Consider the following 23,522-nt stretch of genomic DNA (forward strand, 5'->3'; position numbering starts at 1 on the left):
GGCGCTCAGATAGCGAGGCGGTTCAGCCGACGCTGCCGCCCGTAGGTCAGGTTGACGATGGCGCGGGTCACGATGATCGCCGTGAACATCGAGGCGATGATCCCGATCGACAGCGTGATCGCGAAACCCTTGATCGGGCCGGTGCCAAACAGGAACAGTACCAGAGCGGCAATAAGCGTGGTCACATTGGCATCCGCAATCGTGGTGAACGCGCGGTCATAGCCCGAAGCGATGGCGGCCTGGGGTGACAGTCCGTTACGTAATTCCTCGCGTATTCGTTCAAATATCAGCACGTTGGCATCGACGGCCATACCCACGGTCAGCACGATTCCCGCGATGCCGGGCAAGGTGAGGGTCGCCTGCAGCATTGACAACACCGAGACGATAAAGATCAGGTTCAGCGCCAGGGCGACGTTCGCGATGACCCCGAACACCCGGTAGTACAGGATCATGAAGATCATTACCGCGATGAACCCGATCACGACCGACTGCATGCCGCGATCGATGTTTTCCTGCCCCAGGCTCGGGCCGACCGTGCGTTCTTCGACGATCGACATCGGCGCGGCCAGAGCCCCCGCGCGCAACAGCAGTGCGAGATTGCGGGCCTCGCGGCTGCTGTCCAGCCCGGAGATCTGGAATCGGCGTCCCAGCGGCTCGTTGATGCGCGCGACGTTAATCACCTCTTCGCTGCGAGAGGTGCGCATTACCTGTTCGCCATCTTCCTCAACGGTTTCGGTCGTTGTTTCGATGAACACCGTCGCCATCAGCCGGCCGACGTTATCGGATGTCACTCGCGAGAAGATCCGCGCGCCCTGCCCGTCCAGGTTGATGAACACCGCGGGTCCGCCCGTATCCTGGGCGATACCCGAGGAGGCATCCGTGATGTAGTCGCCGGTCAGCATGACCTGGCGCTGAAGCAGAACCGGCGTGCCGTCGCGTTCGTGATAAAGCCGCGTGCCCGACGGTGCGCGACCTGTCTCGTCGGCCTCCTGGGCGTCACCACTCTCCGATACCAGGCGAAATTCGAGCGTGGCGGTCGCGCCCAGGACCTCCTTCGCGCGTGCCGTGTCCTGCACGCCGGGTAGCTGGACCACAATCCGGTTCTCACCCTGCTGGGCAATGATCGGTTCTGCCACGCCCAGTTCGTCGACCCGCGAGCGCAACGTGGAGATATTCTGCTGCAGGGCCTGACGGCGCAGTTCCGTCAGGTGATCGTCATCCAGGGTCGCGACCAGACGGCTGGTGTCACCCGAACCCCGCGACTCCCAGACCAGTTCATCGCGATACTGGCGCTGGAGCCAGCCTTCCGCCGCTTCGCGATCCGCCTCGCTCTCGAACATCACGGACAGATCGCGGGAGCCGCGCTCCACGGTGTCGAACGAGATGCGTTCTTCCCGGAGGCGCCCGCGCAGTTCGTTCGAGTATCGCTCCATCGCGGTACCGATCACGGCATCCAGGTCCACTTCCATCAGGAAGTGAACCCCCCCACGCAGGTCGAGACCGAGAGCCATGGGCTGGCCGTTGATCGCCCGCAGCCAGCGCGGCGTGGCCGGGGCCATGTTGAGTGCGACGGTGTGGTTGTCATCCAGTGCGTTGCGCAAGATCTCGGCCGCTGTCGACTGCTCGTCCGTGGTTTCGAAGCGCAACAGGATCTGACCATCATCCTGCTCTTCGAGCGTATGCGGCGTCACACCCTGGGCACCGAGGATGGTCCCCATCAGTTCACGGATGTTCTGATCAATCTCGCCGGTGGTCGGGTTCCCGATCTGGACCGACGGGTCCTCCGGGAACAGGTTGGGCGCGGCATAAACCCCCGCGCCCAGAATGACGACGACGATCAGAGCGTACAGCCACGCCGGAAAGGAATTGCGCATATTCGAAGACCCTAGAGGTCCTTGAGGGTGCCCTTGGGCATAACCTGCTGAACGGACTGTTTCTGCACGGCGATATTCACGCCATTGGCGATATCGACCTTGATGAAGTTCTCGCCCACCTCGGTGATCGTGCCGGCCACACCGCCATTGGTCACGATCTCGTCACCCTTGGACAACGACTCCACCATCGAGCGATGCTCCTTCGCGCGCTTGCTCTGCGGCCGAATGATCAGGAAGTACATGATCGCGAAGAAGATCAGGATCATGATCAGGAACTCGATCATGCCGCCGCCGGCGGTACCGCCTTCCTGGGCATGCGCTGCAGAAATCAGAAAATCCATCGAAACACTCCCGTCTAGCCAATCGGTTACGGCACCGGCCCGAGCACGCGGCGCCCACGACCCCCGTGAACGGGATCGCGAAAATTGCCGCGCGGATTATGGCACAGGCGGCACTTCCATGCCGCGCCGACCATAGAAATCGGCGACGAAATCCTGAAGGGCACCAGCCGCAATCGACTCGCGCAGGCCACGCATCAGGTCCTGGTAGTAATGAAGATTGTGGGTTGTCGCCAGCCGCGAGCCCAGAATTTCGTTACATTTGTCGAGATGTTTCATGTAAGCCCTTGAATAATTGCGGCAGGTGTAGCATCCGCATTCTGGATCGATCGGGCCCGTATCGTTGCGGAAGCGCGCGTTACGGATGCGCAGCACCCCTTTCCGGGTATACAGGAACCCGTTACGGGCGTTGCGGGTCGGCATCACGCAGTCGAACATGTCCACGCCGCGGCGTACGGCCTCGACGATATCCTCGGGCCGCCCGACCCCCATGAGGTAGCGCGGACGTTCTTCTGGCAGCAGCGGTAGGGTCACATCCAGCGTGGCGAGACGTTCATCCTCGGGTTCACCCACCGAGAGGCCCCCGATCGCATAGCCGTCAAAGCCAATTGCCCGCAGTCCCTCGGCCGATTCACGGCGCAGTGCGGGATACATGCCGCCCTGGACGATGCCAAACAATGCCGCCGGATTGTCGCCGTGCGCCTCGCGCGATCGCGCGGCCCAGCGCAGCGACAGTTCCATCGACTTTCGCGCCTCGTCCTCGGAGGCTGGATAGGGCGTGCACTCGTCGAAGATCATTACGATGTCGGAGCCCAGTTCGCGCTGCACCCTCATTGACGACTCCGGCGTCATCAGCACCTTCGACCCGTCCACAGGGGACTGAAAACGCACACCCTCCTCGCTGATCTTGCGCATTTCGGCCAGCGAGAAGACCTGGAACCCCCCCGAATCAGTCAGGATGGGTCCTTCCCAGTGCATGAAGTCATGCAGATCACCATGCGCCCGGATCACCTCGGTACCCGGCCGCAGCATCAGGTGAAAGGTGTTGCCCAGGATGATCTGCGCCCCCAGCTCGCGCAGCTCCTCCGGCGTCATGGCCTTTACCGTTCCGTAGGTCCCCACCGGCATGAAGGCTGGCGTCTCCACATCCCCACGCGGAAACCGCAGTCGGCCTCGGCGTGACGCGCCATCCTGCCCCAGGTGTTCAAACTCCATCGTGTTCCTCCCGGACGCTCGGCGGCAGATCCGCGGGATCGCCCGGCGCCAGCCACATGGCATCCCCGTAGCTGAAAAAGCGATAGCGATCCGCCACCGCATGGGCATAGGCGTCCAGGATCCGGCGATATCCCGCAAAGGCCGCCACAAGCATCAGCAGCGTGCTCTGCGGCAGGTGAAAGTTCGTCACCATCCGGTCCACTACGCGAAAATGGTATCCCGGCTGGATGAACAGCCGTGTTTCACCCTGAAAGGGCTTCAGTTCGCCCTCGGCCGCGGCCGTCTCGAGCGACCGCACACAGGTCGTACCCACAGCCACCACGCGCCCGCCACGCGCCTTGCAGGCCGCCACAGCGGCACAGGCCTCCCGACCCACCTCCAGCCACTCGGCGTGCATCTCGTGGCGCGAGGTGTCGTCCACCTTCACCGGCTGAAAAGTCCCCGCCCCGACATGCAGCGTCACGGTGGCCGTCTCGACCCCATGCGCACGCAGACGCTCCAGCAACGCGTCGTCGAAGTGAAGCCCGGCCGTCGGCGCCGCCACCGCGCCCTCCTTGCGCGCGAATACCGTCTGGTAGCGCTCGGCATCGCTGCCCTCGTCCGCCCGCTCGATGTATGGCGGCAGCGGGATATGACCATGCTCCTTCAGCAGCGCGAGCATGTCGCCACCATCCACCAGACGAAGCCGAAAAAACGGCCCCTGGCGATCCGTCACCTCCACCGTAAAGGCATCCGCCAGGCGCAGGCACGTACCGGGCTTCGGTGCACGACTGGCCCGCACCATCGCCAGCACCTGCGTGGGTGACTCGATCCGTTCCACGAGGACCTCGACCTGCCCCCCGCTCGCCTTCTGCCCGAAGACCCGCGCCGGGATCACGCGCGTGTCATTCAGCACCAGGAGATCGCCCGGCCGCAGCAGTGACTCAATCGCACCAAACGCGGCATCTTCCGCCTGCTGGTCTTCCAGCACGAGCAAGCGCGAGCTGGCTCGCTCGGGCAGCGGATACTGGGCGATCAGCTCCTGCGGGAGCTCATAGTCGAAATCGGAAACACGCATGGCGCGCGATGCTACCACGCACTGCCGCCCTGAATGCGGATCAAGCGAAGACGCCATCTCCCTTGCCACACCCCGCTCGTGCGCTACACTAGCGCCTCGAAAGCCGGGATGGCGGAACTGGTAGACGCGCCGGATTCAAAATCCGGTTCTGGCAACAGAGTGCGAGTTCGATTCTCGCTCCCGGCACCACCTCTTTATCTCGGGCCCGCCGCCAGGCCCGAAACCGCGCACCTGGCCGGTGTAGCTCAGCTGGTAGAGCATCTGATTTGTAATCAGAGGGTCGCAGGTTCGACTCCTGTCGCCGGCTCCATATCGCACACAGCAAAAGGGCCAGCCGAAATGGCTGGCCCTTGGCTTTTTGGCATTTCCGCCGGTGAATCCTAGCGGAAAATGCTTTCGTGGCGTGCCTCGGTCATCTGCGGGGCATCCGCCGGACATACCGATTCCGGGTCGATCCGGGCGGCATCATCCACCAGACCCAGGTCGGCGGCGGTCGGCATGTCGCCGCGCGAGATGTCGAGATACTCAAGCAGACGACCCAGGCCATTCAGCGCCCGTGCCTTGGCGATTTCCATATCGTGCTGGGCGTTGACGTAGGCGCGACTCGCCTCGAAGTGCTCGTTTTCGGTGTCGAGCAGGTCCAGCAGGCTCCGCTGCCCGATCCCGAACTGCTGGCGATACGCGGTGCGCACACGGTCGGACGAGTCTCGGTGCTGGCGCAGGAAGCGTAGCTGGCTTTCGAGCGAACGAATGTCGTTGTATGCCACCGAGACGGTCTGGCGAACGTTGCGGCAGACCGACTCCTGTTGATCACGCGCCTGGTTGAACTCCTCGGTGAACTGGCGCACCCGCGCCTGATCGGTGCCGCCGCGGAAAAGGTTCCAGGTCATTACCACCAGTGCCGATGTGTCATGGATACGGATGTCTTCACGTTCGAGAACGTCGTTCTCGTACGCGTGGCGCACTTGCAGGTCCACACGGGGGTGGAAGGCTGATCGGGCGACGTTACGCTGCTCTTGTGCCGCCTCCATGTTGCGCAGCGAGGCGAACATCGCAGGGTTCTTGGTGATCGCCTCGGTCAAGGCGTCCTGCACCGTGCCGGGGATGGGCTCGTCGGAAAAGGTCCCGACCATCTCCACTCGCTGGTCTCCCGGCATTTTCCCCACGATACGGTAGTACCGGGCATTTACGTCGTGCAGGTTTTGCCGCTCGGTCAGCAGATTGGATTCCGCCAGTGCCAGACGGCCCGAGGCCTGTTCGAGGTCTACACCTCGACCCACGCCACGCTCGGTCTGATCCACGATCTGGTCGTAAACCTCCTTGTGCGCGTCGTAGTTCTGCTGCGCGAGATCCACCAGCGCTCGCTGACGTTGGACATCGGCAAAGGCTCGGACGGCTTCAAGTGCGATCTCCTCGCTCGCCTCGCGCAACTCGAAGTACCGTACGCGCTGAATTTCGCCCAGTCGCTTCACTTCGCTCGCTGTCTCGAAGCCGTCATACAGCATCTGCGTCAAGGTGATGTCGACACCACGAGGGTTGCGCGAGAACGTATCGAAGTTGTCGTCACTGGAACTCTGACGCTGATACCCGGCGCGGGCATTCAGGTCCACCTCGGGCAGAAAGCGTCCGCGCGCGCCCGTTTGCTCCTCACCGGAGGCGCGAAAGGCATGCCAGCGCGACTGAACATCGGGGTTGGAGAGTACTGCTTCCATTGCGGCGTCACGCAACGGCTCCGGTGCCTCGGCCTGCGCCGATCCGCCTACCACCATCGCTACAGCCGCCGTCAGGGCAAGCAGAGCACTTCTGCCGCCCGCGGGCCTGGTTCCTTTCATCACTTTTACCTCCCATAAAACTGGCACACCCAACGATCTCGCTTATGAGCTCGCACGCCCCATAAAGGGCGAAACGCTCCTATGCGCCTCACACTTAAGAACGATAGGCCTAAGCCCTGACCCGCGCAATGATTTTTGATGTTGATCACATAACGGAAAACAAACGCCTGACACAGCGAGAAATACTTCACGGCACTACGCTTGCAACTATGTTTCTGGCTTTCCAGACAGGCGTAGCCCATCATTCGGGGAGTAGTGCTTTTTTCATCCACCGGAGGGCGCGCCTACGTGCTTGGCATCTGGCCCCGCAGTACACCCCGATTGATGCGGTACGCGTGCCTTTTTCTCGTACTGGTCGGTGGAACGTGGCTGCTGGGCTCGAGCCAGGCGGGTCTCGATGACTTCGTTCAGCTGGAACAGGTCGCCGCCGAGCGCTACGGAGCAGAAACCGCCGAGCGCGTCCGACGCTGGCGAATATTGCTGGAGGAACTGGCCGGTGAAGACGAGCAGACGCAAATCACGCGAGTGAACGAATTCTTCAACCGACAGTTGCGCTACCAGGACGACCAGGTGACCTGGGGCCAGGAGGATTTCTGGGCCACACCGCTGGAGGCCCTGTACAAGGGGGCTGGCGATTGCGAGGACTATTCCATTGCCAAGTACGTCAGTTTGCGCAAGCTGGGCGTCCCCGATGAACGACTTCGGCTCTTCTATGTGCGCGCCCGGCTGGGTGGGCCCGGAAGCAATCTGAGCCAGGCGCACATGGTCCTGGGCTACTTCACCGACCCACGTGACGAGCCCAAGGTGCTGGACAACCTGGTCACCCGTATTGAACGCGCCTCCCAGCGCGACGACTTGACACCGATCTTTTCGTTCAACAGCGAGGGGCTCTGGCCGGACGGGCAGACGCAGTCTGCGGCCGATCCCACGGCCCGCCTGTCACGCTGGCGCCGTGTCCTGGAACAGCTGGATGACTACGGCGTTGATCTCGACCGACCCATCAACTCGACCCCGGAATGAGGGCGCAGCCATGACGCTGAGAAAACAACTCTGGATCGCAGTGGCCATCATCATGCTGTTGGCGCTACTGGTCAGCATCGTGGTGAGCACCCTGTCTGCACGCAATTACCTGGCGCAGCAGCTACTCACCAAGAACATCGACAATGCAGCATCACTGGCCTTGTCGCTGTCCCAGCTGCCCAAGGACGAGACCACCGTGGAGCTGCAGATCGCCTCCCAGTTCGACACCGGCCACTACCAGCACATCCGGCTGGTTGACCCGACCGGCGACTTGATGATCGAGCGTCGCAATCCGGAGCCACCACAGGGGGTACCCGAGTGGTTCGTGGAACGCCTGGCCTTCAACGTTCGCCCAGGAATCGCTCACGTCTCCGATGGCTGGTCGTCATTCGGTACGCTGATTGTCGAAAGCCAGACCAATTACGCCTACGAAGCCCTGTGGGAAGGCACCCTTCGCCTCACCGCCATTTTTGCCGGCGGATTGCTGATTATCGGGCTGATAGGCTCCTTCCTGCTCGGGCGGTTGATACGCCCACTGAAGCAGGTCGTGGAGCAAGCCGAGGCCGTCGGTGAGCGGCGCTTCGTGACCACGCCCGAGCCCCGGACATGGGAGTTTCGAGCCCTGGTCCGCGCCATGAACCGGCTCACCGAGCACGTCCGGATGATGCTGCAGGAAGAATCCACGCGTCTGGAACGTCTGAAGAATCGACTGCAGCATGATGATGTCACGAGGCTTCTAAACCGTGAGTCATTCCTGGCCCGCTTCCAGGCGACGCTGGACAACCGCCATTCCGGCTCTGCAGGAAGCTTTGTCCTGCTGCGCATTTCCGATCTGCCAGAGCTTAATCAAGCCATTGGGCATGACACCCTGGACGAGCTCCTGGGGCGCATCGCCAGCGTTGTCGAACAACAAGCCAGTCTGACCGACTACGGTGCTGCGGGGCGTTTGAAGGGATCGGACATCGCGGTCTTCGGCGACGGCATCGGCGACAGCCGACGCTTTGCAGAATCCCTATTGACAGCGATTCGTGCCGAGCTGGGCTCCCAGGCGCCCAGGATGTTGACGTTCCACCTGGCGGGGACGCCCTACCACCCCGACGACACGACAGGCGAAGTCCTGAGCCGGGTCGACCAGGCACTGGCCCGTGCGGAACTTGAACCCGGTGATTCCATCGCCGAGGAGCCCTACGCGGTGTTGCCGCACGCCAATCAGAACGAATGGCGTACCGCTATAACCGTGGCTCTGGCCACCCACGGCGTGCAACTGGCGCGATTCCCGGTGGTCGATGCCGATCACGAGCTGATGCATCACGAGGCCCCGATGCGCCTGATGCTCGATGGCGAATCGCGCCCGGCCGGTTACTTCATGCCGTGGGCGGTCCGTCTGGATCTGATTCGGCAGCTGGACGACGCAGTGCTCGACGCCGCGCTCGAACAACTTCAGACCACCAACGAACGCCTCGCCATCAACCTCTCGGTGGACAGCCTGCGGGATACGGACTTTCGACAGCGGCTGGAGACCCGACTGTCGACGGATCCAGAGATCGCCGGCCGTCTCTGGTTGGAGTTTCCGGCTCGGGGAGCCCTGGCCCATCCTGCCGAGTTGCGTGATCTGTGCCGCGTCGCCCGTGTGGCAGGCTTTGTGGTCGGCCTTGAACATGCCGGGCCGGAGGCCTTCCGCTCGCATGACCTGACCGCATACGGATTGCACTATGTGAAATTGCAGGCATCGTTGGTCCAGGGCGTGCATCGTTCGACCGAGGCACAGGCGTTGATCCGCGGACTGTGCACCCTGGCGCATTCCATCGGCATCATGGTGATCGCCGAAGGCTGCGACAGCGCAGACGATATCGAGCCCCTTATGGATCTCGGCATCGACGGGGTGACCGGCCGGGCGGTCCAGTCCCTTAACGCCTGAGGCACACAAAAAGCCCCGCCTCCTTCGGCGGGGCCTGAAGCGCCCATACGGGTCTCTCGATCTTACTGGTCGATCTTCAGCTGGTCGTTGTCCAGCAGCGTCTGAATAATGACCTCGGAACTGCCGCCAAGGGTGACACCCTGTAGCGTGATGATCTGGTCTGCGTTGTCCTTGTCGCCGGCAAGCCCACCCTGTGAATGGACATACAGCACGGTATTGCCGTTTTCCGTCTGGGCGTAGAGATAATCGTCAAGGTTGCCTGCGTTTTCGCCCTGCAGGAGGTCCGATAGATCCAGCACATCACCCGATGACCCGTCCCAGGGCTTGAAGTCTGTAACCGTGTCCTGCGCCGGTTGTCCCATGACACTCGACTGGTCGCCCGCATTCCAGACGAAGGTGTTGTTTCCACCTCCGCCCGTTAACGTGTCGTTCCCGGCGCCGCCGACCAATGTATCGTTGCCTTCGCTCCCAAACAGGACATCATCCCCATCGCCTCCAATCAGGATGTCATCACCGTTCGAGCCGATCAGGGTATCCTCGTCGTCGGTTCCGACGAGCCTGACGCCCAGCGGCTTGACCGAATAGGCGCTCTGGTTGGGCCCTTCCCGCCCTCCAAAGAATGCAATATAGGAGAAGCTCTCGCTGTGTTCGATCGTGGCCACACCATCGATCACTACCAGATCACCCGTCGCAATCCGGCCCCCAAGCTCGTCATACAGAGCGTACGTCGCACCAGTAACGGGTCCCTGAACGGCGAACTGAATGCCATCGACCGGCTGGGCAAGCTCGAACAACAGCCCTTCGTTGTGTTCGATTGCGTTCGGCTCATCCGCATTGCTTTGATGGTCGACCGCATAGAAGCCACCTTCATCGAGGGAGACAGAGGCGCTTTGATGCCCTGTCTGCTTCAAGCCTGAAGCGGTCGCGGCGGTGCCTTGTGTTGAGCTGCCAACGGTATGCGCGCTCACGTCACTGTAGATACTGCGCGGATCGGGAGAGCCTGGATCCTGATCGCCGGGATCCTCGTCACTCGGATCCTCATCACCTGGGTCTTGCGCGCCGGGATCCTCGTCATCAGGAATCACAGCCGGGGGTTGTTCATCCGCCGTGACAGCAAGTGAGCTCGAATCATTTCCACTGCCCAGTTCAGGCTGCCCCAGTACATTGTCGGGGAACAGGTATTGGAGCGGGTCGATGTCATCATTCACCCGAGCGACCCGGACAAACCCGCCCCCTTCACCCGGTGTTCCCCCTTCCACACCCGCGGCCGGGGCCTCCAGCAAATCATCCAGGGTCTCGCCTCGCTCCAGAGCGGCAACAATCTCTTCAACCGTGGCATCGCCAATCTGGGACTCCATCGGATCAGCGTCTGTGGAGTCCACAAGGTCCTCTGTGATGGTGGCGCCCTCGCCCTCCGCCAGGGTCACGCTCGAGCCATCCACTAAAGCGAGTTCCACCAAGCCACCGGGCTGGGTTGCGACCTCGTCACCGGCGTAAATCGGGTCACCTTGCTGAAGTACTCTCGAGTTGCCCTCTGGGTCCCGGGCGATCACGGTGCCGATCACCGCCTGCACTGTAGCGATAATCGTTTCTGCGCTCATGGTTGTGTTCCTCGTCATGCTCCCCACACCGGGGTGCTTACGACTGATTAGATACGCTCAACGTAGAAATCGCGTTAGCTGTACTGAAGTACAGGGGCAGAGCCGTTTTGGGTGACGTCAGAAAAAGGAAAATCGTAGGCGCGGCGAAAGCGCTCACCAAGAATGCCGGTCAACACCACGGAACGGACCCAATATCCCGTTGGCTTCCATCGTCGGGAATCTGGCCGCGAGCCATTGGTCATGCTCATGCCCCAGGGCATAAACCCGGAGCCACCATCAGTCCGCCGAAACAAGGGGCAGATGATTTTCCAATCTACTTAAAGCAGTCCTTCTTCATCTTCGACCAGATTCAAGCGCCTGGCTGAAGCCCGGAGATCCTTGCGACCCAGTAATTTCTGTTGTGCCGCGTCCGGTAGATCCGTAAACCGGATCACGCCCTTGTCTGTCAGCACCTCCACCAGGTCCTCCAGCACACGGATCAGCTCCAGGTCCGAGGCCTGCAGCGCAGCGGGCGCAGGCTCGGCACCATTGCCAGCCAGGAAGTCCAGAAGCTCCGGTGAATCAGCCGCCACGAACTCCACGCACTCGGCATTCACGTCCCGGCTCACCAGATCGATCCTGCCCTCTGCATCCCGTCTCACATACATAGGCCCCTTCCCGGTCGTTCGGCATTTCCGCTCCCAGCCTACACCCTCAGACACGAGAAAGCCCCGCCGATTCAGACCGGCGGGGCTCCCCATGCGACCCGCTACTGGTCAATCTTCAGCTGGTCGTTATCCATCAATTGCTTGACGAAATCAGCCGAACTCTGGCCATCCATGCTTACCCCTTCCAACACGATGGACTGATTGTGCGCCCAGTCACCATCGTTATTATTCGGGTTACCACTATTGCCCGGCGAAGTGTCACCCTCCGTGCGTACGTACAGCACCGTGTTTCCATCGCCATCCTCTTCCGCGAGGATGTATTCGTCCACATTGTCGGCGTCGGCCCCCACCAGGAGGTCCGAAAGATCGAGTTGGTCTGCTTCACCTTCTCCGGTGAAGCCGTTTTGCGAATCGACAGTGAAATCACGCACCACATCCCGCGGCATCGCGTCTGGATCATAGGCCCCGCTATTGATATCACCGGTCGACGGGACATCTCCGGCGACGTCACCGGGCCAGATGAATGTATCGGCACCATCCCCGCCGATCAGGATGTCATTGCCGGCACCCGCCGCGATCTGATCCGCACCCGAGGTGCCCACCAGGATCTCGTCCGCCTCCGAACCCGCAATGGTCGCTCCCGGCTCGACATCGTCACCCCAGATCACCTCCACATCCGGGCTGTCGATACGGATCGAAAGGGTCGCAACCGCTTCATCACCGTTCGGATGGGTCAGTTTGTAATCGAAGGTCTCGATGCTCCCGGCGTTGGCAACATCATTGGATGCCGTATAGGTATACGTCCCGTCCTCCGCGAGGGTCAGTGAACCAAACTCCCCGGCCACCGTATGTTCGCCATCGACTTCGACGAATCCATCGCCATCGAAGATGCTCAGGGTCGTCGAATCGCTGCCTGGCTCATCGGAATTGCCTTCGGCGTCCTCATCCGTAATAACATTCCCGTGAACCGCATTGTCGACCTGCTGGCCTACCACAATCTCGGAGAATCCGACCTCCCCGCCCCAAGAACCGAGAAACCAACTTCCGTCATTAGTTTCTTCGCCGGTCAGCTCAAGCCGGTAGTGACCTGGTCCCAGGTCATCTGGAAGATCCATTGGCACATTAAACTCCGACCCCTGTGATGAGTCGCGGGTGAGCACACCATTCCCAACCAGCACCTCTCCGTCATCCGAGTCTTCAAGGAATAGTGCCCATGTGAGTTCGGCTTCCCCGTTTCCAGCAATGCCGCTGGAAAACACCGAAAATTCGGCATTTATCGCAACGGAACCCGAATATCCTTCACCAATGGTGAACTCGCGAGTCTCTGCCCAATCCGTCCCTTTCTCACGACCGCTCAGGTGTTCTTCCAAGGACTCGCCGACGTAGGCCGTGTTCAGATTGTCGACCGCGGTCACGGCGCTGCTGTACACGACCTCCGTGCTGTCGATGTCCACGTCGCTCCACACGCCATCAGTGGAAACTGCTTGCGCCGAAACCTCGATTTCATTGGCTCCAGCATCCGGTCGGACCGTCAATCCGGTGATGTCCGCCGGATCCACTGTATAGAGGCCATCGACCGACGTCTGCACGTTACCGTTGACCAGGAGTTCGCCACCCTGAACCTCCAGTTGGTAGTAGTCGATCTCACCCGGATCATCGATACTTCCGTCGAGCGAAACAGTGTAGATCGTGGACGTGACATCCAGCTGTCCCTGAATGTTGCTGACATCGACGACTTCGTCCGGATGCGTAGAACGGACCTCAAACATAATCTCCGCCCGCCCGTTTTCGTCCAGCACCACGGTCAGCGATTCGTCCTCCGGATCAAACACGGTGTCATCGGCATTGTCCGGGTCGTACCAAGACGTTTCGTAGATCTCCTCGCCATTTGCAAAGACCTTGAAAGTATCCCGAGTACCGCCCCGGTTCTGCCAAGATGGAAGATTGTCTGGGTTGCCGTCCTCCCACCCGCCCTTCGCCTGCTGAGTCCAGGTAAGAGTGAAGCTCTGGCCAGCATTGGCCTGACCAAAGTCGAACATCAGCGTTTCGGTATCCGCCGGAGGGTTCGGGTCGTCGATAATCCCATCGCCGGACCCACCGACACCCAGATCCTCAAAATCGTCCTTAAGGACAGTCTCCTGCCCCTCCTCGGAGTCGACCGCAACCGAAACCAATGGACTCAGTAGCTCCCCGGACTCGGGGAAGTCCACCACAGCAGGATCAAAAACGATTGGAATCACATGGCTGGCATCATCACCATCACCATCTTCTGCATGGAAGGTCACTGGAAGCTCGAAACTCTCCGAGGCATCCATGTAGGTCCCGGACATTCCCTTGATGTTGTACTGATTCCCGCCCGAAGCCCCAAGGAAACGGATCTCGTCGAAACCACCTGGTTCGTTGATCGACAGGCTGTTACCGGAGCCCACAAGGTCGCCGTCGCGGTAGATTTCCCAACTCGGTGTCCCCTGGTTCCCCATTGTGAAATCGAGGTCAGTGACATACTGATTAAAGCTTGCCGACAGGGTCTGCCCACCACTGATCAGATTATTCGCGACGCCAATACCGCTTCCAGACCAATTGACCGCGCCATTGTCCGACGCAAACTGGACCTCCAGACCGTTGTCGAACACAAACAGGTCATCGTCTATTCCGCCACCGGAGGTCAGGCTTTCTTCGTCGAAACTGCTCCGCGCCACCGGGTCAATCGGTTCGAGCACATTGACGCTGTAGCTACCATCAAGCCCAGCCTGGATGGTAAAGACTGGATCTCCATTCGTATTGAAGGCAGTGAGCGTCGCTGTATCGCTGTCGAAACTGAGGGTGAGCTGCTCCCCCCGGGACGTCAATAGGACCTCCTCCCCATCGAGAAGGGCCACGAGATGCCCATCGTCATTCACGGCCAGCTCGATGTCCTTGATGAATGCCCCGTCGATGTCGGCGCCAATGTTAAGGCCGTTATTGCCCTCGATCGGACTTTCGGTCACCGAACCAGAAAGGGTGATACCTTCACCGCCTTCGAACACAGGAGCATCGTCACGAATCAACACGTCAATGGTGTCGTCGGCGACCTGATCATTGTCATCCGTCAGCGCAACCTTAATCGCCTCTTTCCAGTCCAGGTTACGGCCCTGACCATCGGGATGTTCGATCGGCTCGCGGAATTCCAGATCGAAACTGACTTCGCCCGTATCGCTGTCGAAACCGGTAAGGGTCAGCAGATTTCCATTGTCGGTTTCGATACTGACCGTATTGGATTCACCAAGAGCCTGGAGTTGATCGAGCGTCAAGACCACAGATCCATCTTCCTCGGTAGCCCCCACGCCGTTGTTCCCGCTCAATGTTCCTACGATTGCCAAGCTGGCAATACCTGCCGGGGCAACGAGCGCGAAGCTTCCCGATTTCACCAATTGAGCGGAATCCGGGTTTGTACCGTTCTCCAGATGCTTCTCGTCGAAGAAGAAATCCTTCTCGCCCAACCCTGTAATTTCCGGCCCCGGGACCGGAACCCCAGTGACTGCCGAGGCCTGATCACTCAACTCGAACGGATTCACCCCGTCCTCGGCGATGGTCACCGTACCTTCAACAGTTGCCGCCAGTTCGTTCCCCGACACCTGCCCGTTTCGGATCGCCTCGGCACCGTTGGCCGTCAGCACCACGTGGTTCCCGTCCAGCGCGAGATAACCGTTGCTGTCCTCGGTCAGCGACAGGGCGATCTCGCCCGCCAGGCCGCTGTCGATGCCATCTAGGTCCAGATCAGTGCTGATCTCGAACACCACATCACCGGCGTCAGCGGACTGAGGCCAGCCCTCCGGGGCATCCACTGCCGACAGCTCCACTGTCAGCTCCGGATTCGGCACCGGCACCTCGTCGATCGCCGCTTGCGCGTCATCACTCAGCACGAACGGGTTCACGTCGTCCCCGGCGATGGTAACCGTGCCTTCAACCGCCGCTATCAAACCATCCAGTCCGAGTTGGCCGTTGCGGATGGCAGTGGCACCATCTTTGGTCAGCACCACATTGTTGCCGTCCAGTGTCAGAAAACCGTTGCTGTCCTCGGTCAGGGTGAGAGCGATGTTGCCCGCCAGCCCTTCGTCGATGCCATCGAGTTCCAGATCCGCGGTGACTTCAAACACCACATCACCTTCATCCGCTGACTGCGGCCAACCCTCAGGCTGCTCGGCCATCGACAACTCGATCGTCAACTCCGGGCTTGGCACTGGCACCAGGACACCACCCTCGGCGCTCGCTTCGAGAGTGAAGGTGTTAACGAGGTTCTCGCCGATAATCAGGGTGCCTTCGATGGTCACGCTCAGATCGTTTCCAGAAACCTGCCCGTTCTGGATCGCTTCGGCGCCTGCCTCGGTCAGGGCAACCGACCATTGGCCCCACTCATCCTGGGAAAGCTCAAGGTATTCGACGTCGCCACCGACGATTTCGTAAGTAAACTGGCCGAGTGACTCATCGATTCCATCAAAGTCAGCCTGCGGGTTAATCCAGAATACGGTCATACCCTCTTCAACTTCCGAGGAGGGAAATCCCAAATCCTCAGGGAAGGGGCCTTCTACATCCGTATTTAGCGCCTGCACGCCGAGATCCTTACCGTCGCCCAGATCGCCCTGCGGAGGCATCGGGAATACTTCTCCCGGCAACAACTGGAAATCAAATGTCGGCTCCGGCACTTCGACGGCAACGATTGAGCTGTCCGTGGCTGAAACCAGGCCAATTCCGTCAATCTCGACGGTACCCTGAACGTCTACGGAGAGTTCGTTATTGGGAACCTGGCCATTCTGCAGTGCCCATGCACCCTGTTCGGTCAGAACGATGGCTGGATTACCATCGGCATCAGAACCGATCTCCAGATAGGCCGAGTCGCCGCCAACAATCTCGTACGCAATCGGGCCGGCCGCCGATTCGGGTAGTCCATCCAGGTCCAGCGTGGCACCCAGGCTGAACACCACCATGCCGGCCCCGGGCTGTTCAGAGGGCAGCATGTCGCCCTGTTCGGCCAGAGCGGCCATCGGGCCCTGACCCAGGGGACGGATATCGGAGCCCACCCGCGATACAAGATCATTGACTGGTGTAACAGCGATGACGAGGCTGGGTTCCGAATCCACATCATCCGTACCGGCGAGGGTCCCTCCACCTTCACCATCCGCTTCGCCGGGGCCTCCCAGTGCGTTCGGGTCGTAGGTATATTCGATCTGGCCGACCTCTTCGGAGCCGCGGGCGATGCGGACGAAGCCGCCGCCTTCGCCGGCTGCGCCGCCGTCGGCACCGGCGGCCGGCGCTTCGATGATGTCGGTGATGTCTTCACCGCGATCCAGGGCGGCGATGATCTCTTCGACCGTAGCGTCGGCGATCCCGCCTTCTTCAGGCGCGGGTTCGGCGGTTTCCGCCAGATCGTCGGTGATGGTGGCCGACTCGTTGCCCGCCAGGGACATGGTGGACCCGTCCTCGAAGGCCATTTCGATGAAGGCGCCGTCTTCGGCGATGACTTCCTCGCCGTAGAAGATCTCGTCTCCGGGTTGCAGGACGCGGGTGTTGCCGTCCTCGTCCCTGGCAATGACGGTACCCACCACGGATTCGACGGTAGCTACGACAACTTCAGACATGACCTTCTCCTTGGACTCGGAAGTACTTCACAGTTTTCGATGGGTACGAGCCTAGGGGAGTCGGTCTTGGCACGACAGGTGTACCGAAGTACAGGGTTTGTGGGGTTACGGGAGAATCGATATGGGCCTCGGTTGGACGAAAGCGGCTGGAAGTTGCGTGGGGCGGGGGCTGGGTTGATGCGATTCGCTCCGCTCATAGGCATCCTACGTGACGCTCCCCCCTCGTTTGATGAGGGTCGTAGGATGCGGATGAGCAAAGCGAATCGCATCGCCGCCGCTAGAGGCGGGTTTCGCGGATGGCACGAAAATCAGACGGTCGGGTGGGATTCGCGCAGGCGAGTCAGGTGGAGCACGAGCTGGACACGGTCGTCCACGTTGAGCTTCTTGAAGACGGAGCCGAGGTGCATCTTGACGGTACGCTCGGTCATGCCGAGCTGGCGTGCGATTTCCTTGTTGTGCGCGCCGGTGGTGACGGCCAGCGCGACCTCGCGCTCCCGGGGCGTCAGGTTATCGAAGCCCTCGGGCGGGGTTTCCGGATCGCGGGGCTGGGCGCTGCGGACGGTACGAATCATGCGGGTCATCAGGTCGGGGCCGACCCACAGCCCGCCACCCGTTACGGTCGCGGCGATCGTGCGCAACTGGGTGGCGTTGGCCAGCGTATGGCAGTAGCCGTGGGCCCCGGTATCGAACGCACGAATGCCTTCCTCGTCGTGCGGGTGGCGCGAGTGCACGATGACCCGATGCACCCGGGTCCTTTGCTCGACGTGCACCTCCCAGTCGGCCAGGTCCGTGCCGATCCAGCAGGCCTCGGCGCCCTCCGGCAACGTCGCCGGAAACGGCGGGCGCAGCACCTGGGCGTCCGGGAAGGCCTCTTCCCAGCGCGGTGAAGGCCGCGACGCCCGGTCCACCATGAAGATCTGCATATCGATCAGCGCTCCGTAAAAGCCAGCTCGCCCGCGCGGAGGATCGGCTTCAGCAGGTACTGCAGGATGGTGCGACGCCCGGTGATGATATCCACCTGCGTGACCATCCCGGTCATGATCGGGTGTTCCTCGTCGAAGCCTGTTTCCTCGGTTCGTACGCGGACCTTGTAGTAGGTGTTGCCGTCGTCGTCGGTAATGGTGTCCGGGCTGATGTGCTCCACGGTGGCATCCAGGCCGCCGTAGATGGCGAAGTCATAGGCCGTGAACTTCACCTTGGCGTTGAGTCCCGGACGCAAGTAGGCAATGTCCCGCGGCGAGACCCGCGCCTCGATCAGCAATTCGTCCTCCAGCGGCACCACCTCGGCCACCTCGCGCCCGGGCGAGATCACGCCACCGCGCGTGGTGATGAACATCCGCTGCACAATACCCGCCATGGGCGAGCGCACCTCGGACAGCCGCACACGGTCCTCCAGGCCCTCGGTGCCCTCGGCCAGTTCCTGCAGCCGCCCAAGGGTGTCGGCGAGCTCCGAACGCCACTGATTGCGGAAATTCAGCCGCACCTCTCGGATCTTCTCTTCCGCTTCCTCGATCGCGGCGTCCAGACGGGCGATCTGCGCCGTCGCCTGATCGCGGTCGCCGCGGGCGTTGGAGACCTCGCGGCGCAAGCGCAGGATCTCCACTTCGGATACCGCCCCGCTTTGCACCAGCGGTTCGGTAACCTCCAGCTCGCGACTCGCCAGCTCCAGGGCTCGGATGGCCTGGCTGCGTCGCGCCCTTACCTCGTTCAGCTCCTCACGTCTTTGCCGCATCTGCTCCTCGGCAATGCGAATCCGCGAGCGCAGCTCGTCCAGGCTTTCTTCGTAAAGCTGTTGCTCCTGCTCGACGATGGCCTGCGGCCCTTCCTGCAGGTCTGGTGTAATCAGGAACGGGGTTTCCGTCAGCAGCGCCATCAGGCGCGCCCGGCGCGCCTTCAACGCGAACTCGCTGGCCCTCGCCTCGCCCAGGTCGGACAGGAATCGCGTCGGGTCCACACGCACGAGCACATCGCCCTGTTCCACGACATCGCCTTCTCGCACCAGCACATCGGAGACCACGCCCCCGTCCATGGACTGCAGCACCTGAAGGTTCTGCGACGGAATCACCCGCCCGTCCGCGCGGGCCACCTCGTCGATCTCGGCAATGGAGGCCCAGTAAACCAGCAGGCCCAGCGTGATCAGGATCCCGTAGAGGAGCGCGCGGGCGCGGATCGGACGCTCCTGTATCTGCGTCCAATCGGCGTCCGATGCCCAGTTGCGGTGGTCGCCCCCACCCTTGGTCAGCCAGGGGCGAAAGATCCGGTCCACCATCGGCGCACCGACCTTTCCGGTGTGGTCCATACCGCGGCCGAGTGCCTCGAACCCCTGGCCGTCCCTGCGCGTGCGTTTACTCATGCCTGCGCCTTGCCTACGCGGCCTTCCCGCAGGGCTTGAATCACCTGATCCTTCGGCCCGTCGGCCACCACTCGGCCCTGATCCAGCACGATAATTCGGTCCACCAACTCGAGCAGCGAGGTACGGTGCGTCACGATCACGGTGGTGCGTCCCTGAATGAACTCCGCCAACCGACGCTTCATCCCCTGCTCGGTGGAGTTGTCCATGGAGCTGGTCGGCTCGTCCATCAGCAGCATGCTGGGCTCATGCAGCACGGCCCGCGCCACGCCGACACTCTGCTTCTGCCCGCCAGACAGCCGGCCCCCGCGCTCTCCGACCTGCAGGTCGACACCTTCTGGATGGGTATTGATCAGATCCTCGATGCCCGAGATTGCTATCGCCTTGCGGATGGCCTCGTCGCCGGCCAGCGGATCGGCCGTCACCAGGTTCTCGCGCAGGCTTCCGTAGAACAGCGTGACCTCCTGGCCCACATAGCCCAGCGACCGCCGCAGCTCGGCCGGGTCCAGCTGGCGCACATCGATTCCGTCCACCAGCACCGCCCCGGAGGTCGGCTGATAAAGACCCATGATCAGCTTGGCCAGGGTACTCTTGCCGGAGCCCACGCGCCCCAGCACGGCGACGTGTTCGCCCGGCTCGATCTTCAGCGAAACACTCTGCAACGCCGGCGTGGCGGACTCGGGATAGGCGAAACCGACATTGCGAAACTCGATGGCGCCCTCGAACCGCTCACGGCTCAGGAAGTGCGAGTCCGCCGGGCGCTCCACCGGCAGCGCCATGATCTCGTTCAGCGAGCCGAGTGCAGTCGAGGCCTGGTGATACTGCATCAGCAGCCCGGCCGTCTGACTGATGGGCGCCATCGCGCGCGAGGAGATCAGGTAGGCGGCAATCAGCCCACCCATGGAGAGATCTCCCTCCATTAACAGGAACACACCGAGCACAATGATGGCGACGCCCACCGTGTGCTGTGCCCACATCGCCGTGTGGGTCACGCTTGCGGTCAGCAGGCGGTTCTGTGCACTGGTCCTTGCCAGATGGGTCGTTGCACGCTCCCAGGTTGCCTGCACCCGCCCCTCCGCCCCAAGGGCCTTGAGAGTCTCGGCGCCCGCGAGGCTCTCGACCAGGGTCGAGTTGCGTTGCGCGGCAACGCGGTAGCTTTCTTCCGCGAGTGCATGCAGCTTGCGATGGATCGCCGTGGCGTAAAACAGCAGTAGCAGCGCACCGATCGCCACGGGGATCGCCAGCGGCCAGGCGATCAGCGCGATGATGGCAATGAACATCAAAGCGAACGGCAGATCGACAAAGGCAATGATGGTCGCCGACGATATAAAGCTGCGCACCGACTCGAACGCGCCAATGTTCGATGCAAACGAACCCACCGAGGCCGGTCGATTCTCCATGCGCAGCCCCAGCACACGCTCCATGATGTGCGAGGAGAGTTTTACATCCGCACGCATCGCCGCCTTGTCGACAAAGTGGCTGCGCATGGTGCGCAGGATCAAGTCCGCGATCAGCACGATGACCACACCCGCCGCGAACATGAACAGCGTCTCGGTCGCGTGATTCGGGACCACGCGGTCGTACACGTTCAGCACGAACAGCGGCATCGCCAGTGCGAAGAGGTTGATCATCACCGCCGCGATCAGCACATCGCGATATAGCGGCCGGTTCTCGCGAATGACCCGCCAGAACCAGTGCCCCTTGCTCTCCTTCGAGACCCGCGGCGCGCGCGCGTCCATACGGAATTCGGGGCGTACATAGATGGCTCGGCCTACGTAGCGTTCTTTCAGCCGGTTCAGGGGGACTTCGACGACCGCGTCACCCAGCTCCGGATCGATGACCCTGGCGACGCTCTTGTCTTTGTTCCATCCGACCAGCACCCAGGCTTCGTTCTGGTCCAGCAACAACAGTGCGGGCAGCAGGTCGTCCTTCAGGCCGCGCGCGTCACGGGTGACCGTCCGTGTCGTCAGGCCTGCGCGCTGCGCAACGCGTGGTACCAGGGAGGGACAGAGCCGCCCGTCATCCAGCGGCAGACCGGCAAGCGCGGAGTCCGGCGTCAGGCGCAGCCCGTGCATGCGGGCAATCAGAATCAGCCCACCGAGAAGGGTGTCGGCTCGACCTTCCGTGTCGACAACGGGCAGTTCCGGTTCGAGAGCGTCAGCGTCGTCCATGGGTTCCGTCTCGGGAGCACTCGAGGCGGAATCCAGGACGGGATCCCCGCGGTCATCGTTGGAAGGAGGCTGGCTAATCGGTACACCCCGGCATCTGGACGCAGAATCCCGGCGGCCCCGCGCACCCAGTCGGTGCAAAACGTGAACGCCGTCTCATATTGATTTGATTCTGCGCCTCAATGCGCCGGTGGGCAACGGCCTTGGATCACGCGGATCTAACGCTTTCGGCGTAGACGAAAGAAACCTCTCAACAACTCGGAAGACCGCTCTGCCTCGATCCCTTCGATGCATTCCAGACGGTGGTTATGAGCGGGGTGATGCAGCAGGTCCATCGCACCTCCAGCGGCCCCAGTGCGAGGGTCGGACGCCGCAAACACCAGCCGCCCTACCCGCGCGTGGATCATCGCACCAGCGCACATCGAACACGGCTCAAGCGTTACATACAACGTGGTGTCGGTCAGTCGATAGTTGGAACATCGCTGTCCCGCTGCGCGCAGGACTCTAATCTCTGCGTGCGCAGTCGCGTCATGCTCGCTGATGGGGGCATTATGCGCGGCCGCGAGACAATGCCCTTCCGCGTCCACCAGTACAGCGCCCACGGGCACTTCGCCCACCTCGGCTGCCCGCTCGGCATGTCCGAGCGCTACCTTCATCCAGAAGGCATGCGCACCGCGTTCCGTAGGCGCTGGTCCTTGATCGCCGGGTCTAATGCTCCGCGGGTCGAGTTCGAGTTCAGCCGCCATCGCCCGGGCGCGGTTCAGCAAGGGCCGTTTCGATCCTGTCGACCAGGTCCTGCGGCTTGCGCTGGGGAGCAAATCGGTCGATGACGGACCCATCTCGGCCGATCAGGAACTTGGTGAAGTTCCATTTGATGCCCTGAGTGCCCAATGCACCGGGGACTTGCTGCTTGAGATGTTTGTACAGCGGGTGGGCGCCCTCGCCGTTGACCTCGATCTTTGCGAGTACCGGAAAGGTGACCCCAAAACGCGCACCGCAGGCGCGTATCGTCTCCGCATCACCCGGTTCCTGCCCCCCAAACTGGTTGCAGGGGAAGCCAATCACACGAAAACCCCGATCGGCGAACTGCTCGTGCAATGCCTGCAGGCCTTCGTACTGGGGGGTAAACCCGCATTCACTGGCTACATTGACGATCAGCAGAACATCCCCGCGAAACGCGCCAAGCAGTTGCTCGCTGCCGTCGGCGGCATGTACCGAGAAGTCGAAGACATTAGTCATCATCCATGCCCCCGACCTCTTCCAGGATTGCGTCTTCCAGGTCAACCAGAACCTCGGCCGTGGCACGCGACAGAGCCCCCACCAGCTGCGACGCAGAGCGCCGTTCCAGGGGCTGCTCGGATTCCAGGTGCACCAGACGGCTTCGCTCGCCCTGACTCAACTGGGCGCGCAGTCCCATATGCCCGGTGCCCGAGGCCGCCAGCCCATTGGATTCGATCCCGTTCGCACCGTCCAGATCGCCGTACAAAGCCGTAATCAGCACGTGGACCCGAATCGCGGGACGTCCCTGTTCGCGTACAGCGGCCGCATTATCGACCAACTCGATTGCCGCACCGCTGCGCGTCCAGCGTTCGCGCAACAACTGCTCGACCTGCTCCGAAGGCCTCAGGAACCACTCGTTGTAGTAGTCCGACTCGTACTGATGGTTTCCCAAACGGTACACCAGCCCATTGCCGGCATAAGCCGGGGCGACACGGACCGAGCCCAGTTCCACTGCCACAGGTTCGTCGGCCGTACGTGCCGCGGGCTCGTCTGGTAGTTCCAGCAGATACCAGGCGCGATCGACCGGTTCGCGTTCGGGCAGCAGGGTGCAGCCGCCCAGTAACAGCGCCACAAGCATCAGGATCGGGGTTTTCCACCAGTTCATGC

General features: G+C 61.8%; 16 protein-coding genes and 2 tRNA genes. 4 read left to right on the forward strand and 14 right to left on the reverse strand.

Features of this window, described 5'->3' with window-relative positions:
- Positions 1 to 5: 5 nt before the first annotated feature.
- The 4 genes from secD to queA form a co-directional block, all read right to left on the reverse strand.
- Entirely contained in the window at positions 6 to 1,874 is a 1,869-nt protein-coding gene (gene secD, locus C935_RS0105115) for a protein translocase subunit SecD (RefSeq protein WP_018861441.1), read from the reverse strand.
- 11 nt (positions 1,875 to 1,885) lie between these two features.
- Positions 1,886 to 2,215, reverse strand: coding sequence for a preprotein translocase subunit YajC (gene yajC / locus C935_RS0105120; RefSeq protein ID WP_018861442.1), 330 nt, complete (start codon positions 2,213 to 2,215; stop codon positions 1,886 to 1,888).
- Positions 2,216 to 2,311: 96 nt separating this feature from the next.
- The gene (gene tgt, locus C935_RS0105125; protein ID WP_018861443.1) at positions 2,312 to 3,427 is read right to left on the reverse strand and encodes a tRNA guanosine(34) transglycosylase Tgt; all 1,116 of its coding nucleotides are present in this window, start codon (positions 3,425 to 3,427) and stop codon (positions 2,312 to 2,314) included.
- Positions 3,417 to 4,484 carry a tRNA preQ1(34) S-adenosylmethionine ribosyltransferase-isomerase QueA gene (queA, locus tag C935_RS0105130; protein ID WP_018861444.1) on the reverse strand — a complete coding sequence of 356 codons (1,068 nt, stop codon included), beginning with the start codon at positions 4,482 to 4,484 and terminating at the stop codon, positions 3,417 to 3,419. The genes tgt and queA overlap by 11 nt, the downstream gene beginning before the upstream one ends.
- 102 nt (positions 4,485 to 4,586) lie before the next feature.
- On the opposite strand from queA, the gene C935_RS0105135 reads away from it, so the two are divergent.
- Together C935_RS0105135 and C935_RS0105140 are read left to right on the forward strand one after the other, a co-directional pair.
- Positions 4,587 to 4,673, forward strand: a tRNA-Leu gene (locus C935_RS0105135).
- A 45-nt stretch (positions 4,674 to 4,718) separates the two neighbouring features.
- A tRNA-Thr gene (locus C935_RS0105140) sits at positions 4,719 to 4,794 on the forward strand.
- 70 nt (positions 4,795 to 4,864) lie between these two features.
- Here the strand turns inward: C935_RS0105140 and C935_RS0105145 are convergent.
- Complete coding sequence (locus C935_RS0105145; RefSeq protein ID WP_018861445.1) at positions 4,865 to 6,253, reverse strand: TolC family outer membrane protein; 1,389 nt, start codon at positions 6,251 to 6,253, stop codon at positions 4,865 to 4,867.
- A 387-nt stretch (positions 6,254 to 6,640) separates the two neighbouring features.
- Between C935_RS0105145 and C935_RS0105150 the strand changes: the two genes are divergently transcribed.
- Positions 6,641 to 7,336, forward strand: a complete 696-nt coding sequence (locus C935_RS0105150) for a transglutaminase-like cysteine peptidase (RefSeq protein WP_018861446.1) — start codon at positions 6,641 to 6,643, stop codon at positions 7,334 to 7,336.
- 10 nt (positions 7,337 to 7,346) lie between these two features.
- Positions 7,347 to 9,254, forward strand: coding sequence for a LapD/MoxY N-terminal periplasmic domain-containing protein (locus tag C935_RS0105155; protein ID WP_018861447.1), 1,908 nt, complete (start codon positions 7,347 to 7,349; stop codon positions 9,252 to 9,254).
- Positions 9,255 to 9,316: 62 nt separating this feature from the next.
- On the opposite strand, the gene C935_RS0105160 is transcribed toward C935_RS0105155, so the two are convergent.
- From C935_RS0105160 to C935_RS0105200, 9 genes are all read right to left on the reverse strand, one after another.
- The gene (locus C935_RS0105160) at positions 9,317 to 10,855 is read right to left on the reverse strand and encodes a retention module-containing protein (RefSeq protein ID WP_018861448.1); all 1,539 of its coding nucleotides are present in this window, start codon (positions 10,853 to 10,855) and stop codon (positions 9,317 to 9,319) included.
- Positions 10,856 to 11,172: 317 nt separating this feature from the next.
- Complete coding sequence (locus tag C935_RS0105165; RefSeq protein WP_018861449.1) at positions 11,173 to 11,502, reverse strand: hypothetical protein; 330 nt, start codon at positions 11,500 to 11,502, stop codon at positions 11,173 to 11,175.
- A 101-nt stretch (positions 11,503 to 11,603) separates the two neighbouring features.
- Positions 11,604 to 17,117, reverse strand: a complete 5,514-nt coding sequence (locus C935_RS0105170; RefSeq protein WP_018861450.1) for a retention module-containing protein — start codon at positions 17,115 to 17,117, stop codon at positions 11,604 to 11,606.
- A 308-nt stretch (positions 17,118 to 17,425) separates the two neighbouring features.
- A complete protein-coding gene (locus C935_RS0105175) occupies positions 17,426 to 18,040 on the reverse strand; it encodes a response regulator transcription factor (protein ID WP_018861451.1) in 615 nt (204 codons plus the stop codon).
- A 5-nt stretch (positions 18,041 to 18,045) separates the two neighbouring features.
- Positions 18,046 to 19,470, reverse strand: a complete 1,425-nt coding sequence (locus C935_RS0105180) for an HlyD family type I secretion periplasmic adaptor subunit (protein WP_018861452.1) — start codon at positions 19,468 to 19,470, stop codon at positions 18,046 to 18,048.
- Positions 19,467 to 21,638, reverse strand: coding sequence for a type I secretion system permease/ATPase (locus C935_RS0105185; protein WP_018861453.1), 2,172 nt, complete (start codon positions 21,636 to 21,638; stop codon positions 19,467 to 19,469). The genes C935_RS0105180 and C935_RS0105185 overlap by 4 nt, the downstream gene beginning before the upstream one ends.
- A 215-nt stretch (positions 21,639 to 21,853) precedes the next feature.
- A complete protein-coding gene (gene tadA, locus C935_RS0105190) occupies positions 21,854 to 22,381 on the reverse strand; it encodes a tRNA adenosine(34) deaminase TadA (protein ID WP_018861454.1) in 528 nt (175 codons plus the stop codon).
- Positions 22,371 to 22,874 (reverse strand): glutathione peroxidase, encoded by a 504-nt coding sequence (locus tag C935_RS0105195; protein WP_018861455.1) that lies wholly within the window; start codon positions 22,872 to 22,874, stop codon positions 22,371 to 22,373. Before C935_RS0105195 ends, tadA begins: the two co-directional genes overlap by 11 nt.
- The gene (locus tag C935_RS0105200; RefSeq protein ID WP_018861456.1) at positions 22,867 to 23,520 is read right to left on the reverse strand and encodes an ABC-type transport auxiliary lipoprotein family protein; all 654 of its coding nucleotides are present in this window, start codon (positions 23,518 to 23,520) and stop codon (positions 22,867 to 22,869) included. Before C935_RS0105200 ends, C935_RS0105195 begins: the two co-directional genes overlap by 8 nt.
- Between the last annotated feature and the right edge of the window lie 2 nt (positions 23,521 to 23,522).

The sequence above is a fragment of the Thioalkalivibrio sp. ALJ3 genome (genome assembly GCF_000377205.1).
In the GTDB taxonomy this organism is placed as follows: Bacteria; Pseudomonadota; Gammaproteobacteria; order Ectothiorhodospirales; family Ectothiorhodospiraceae; genus Thioalkalivibrio.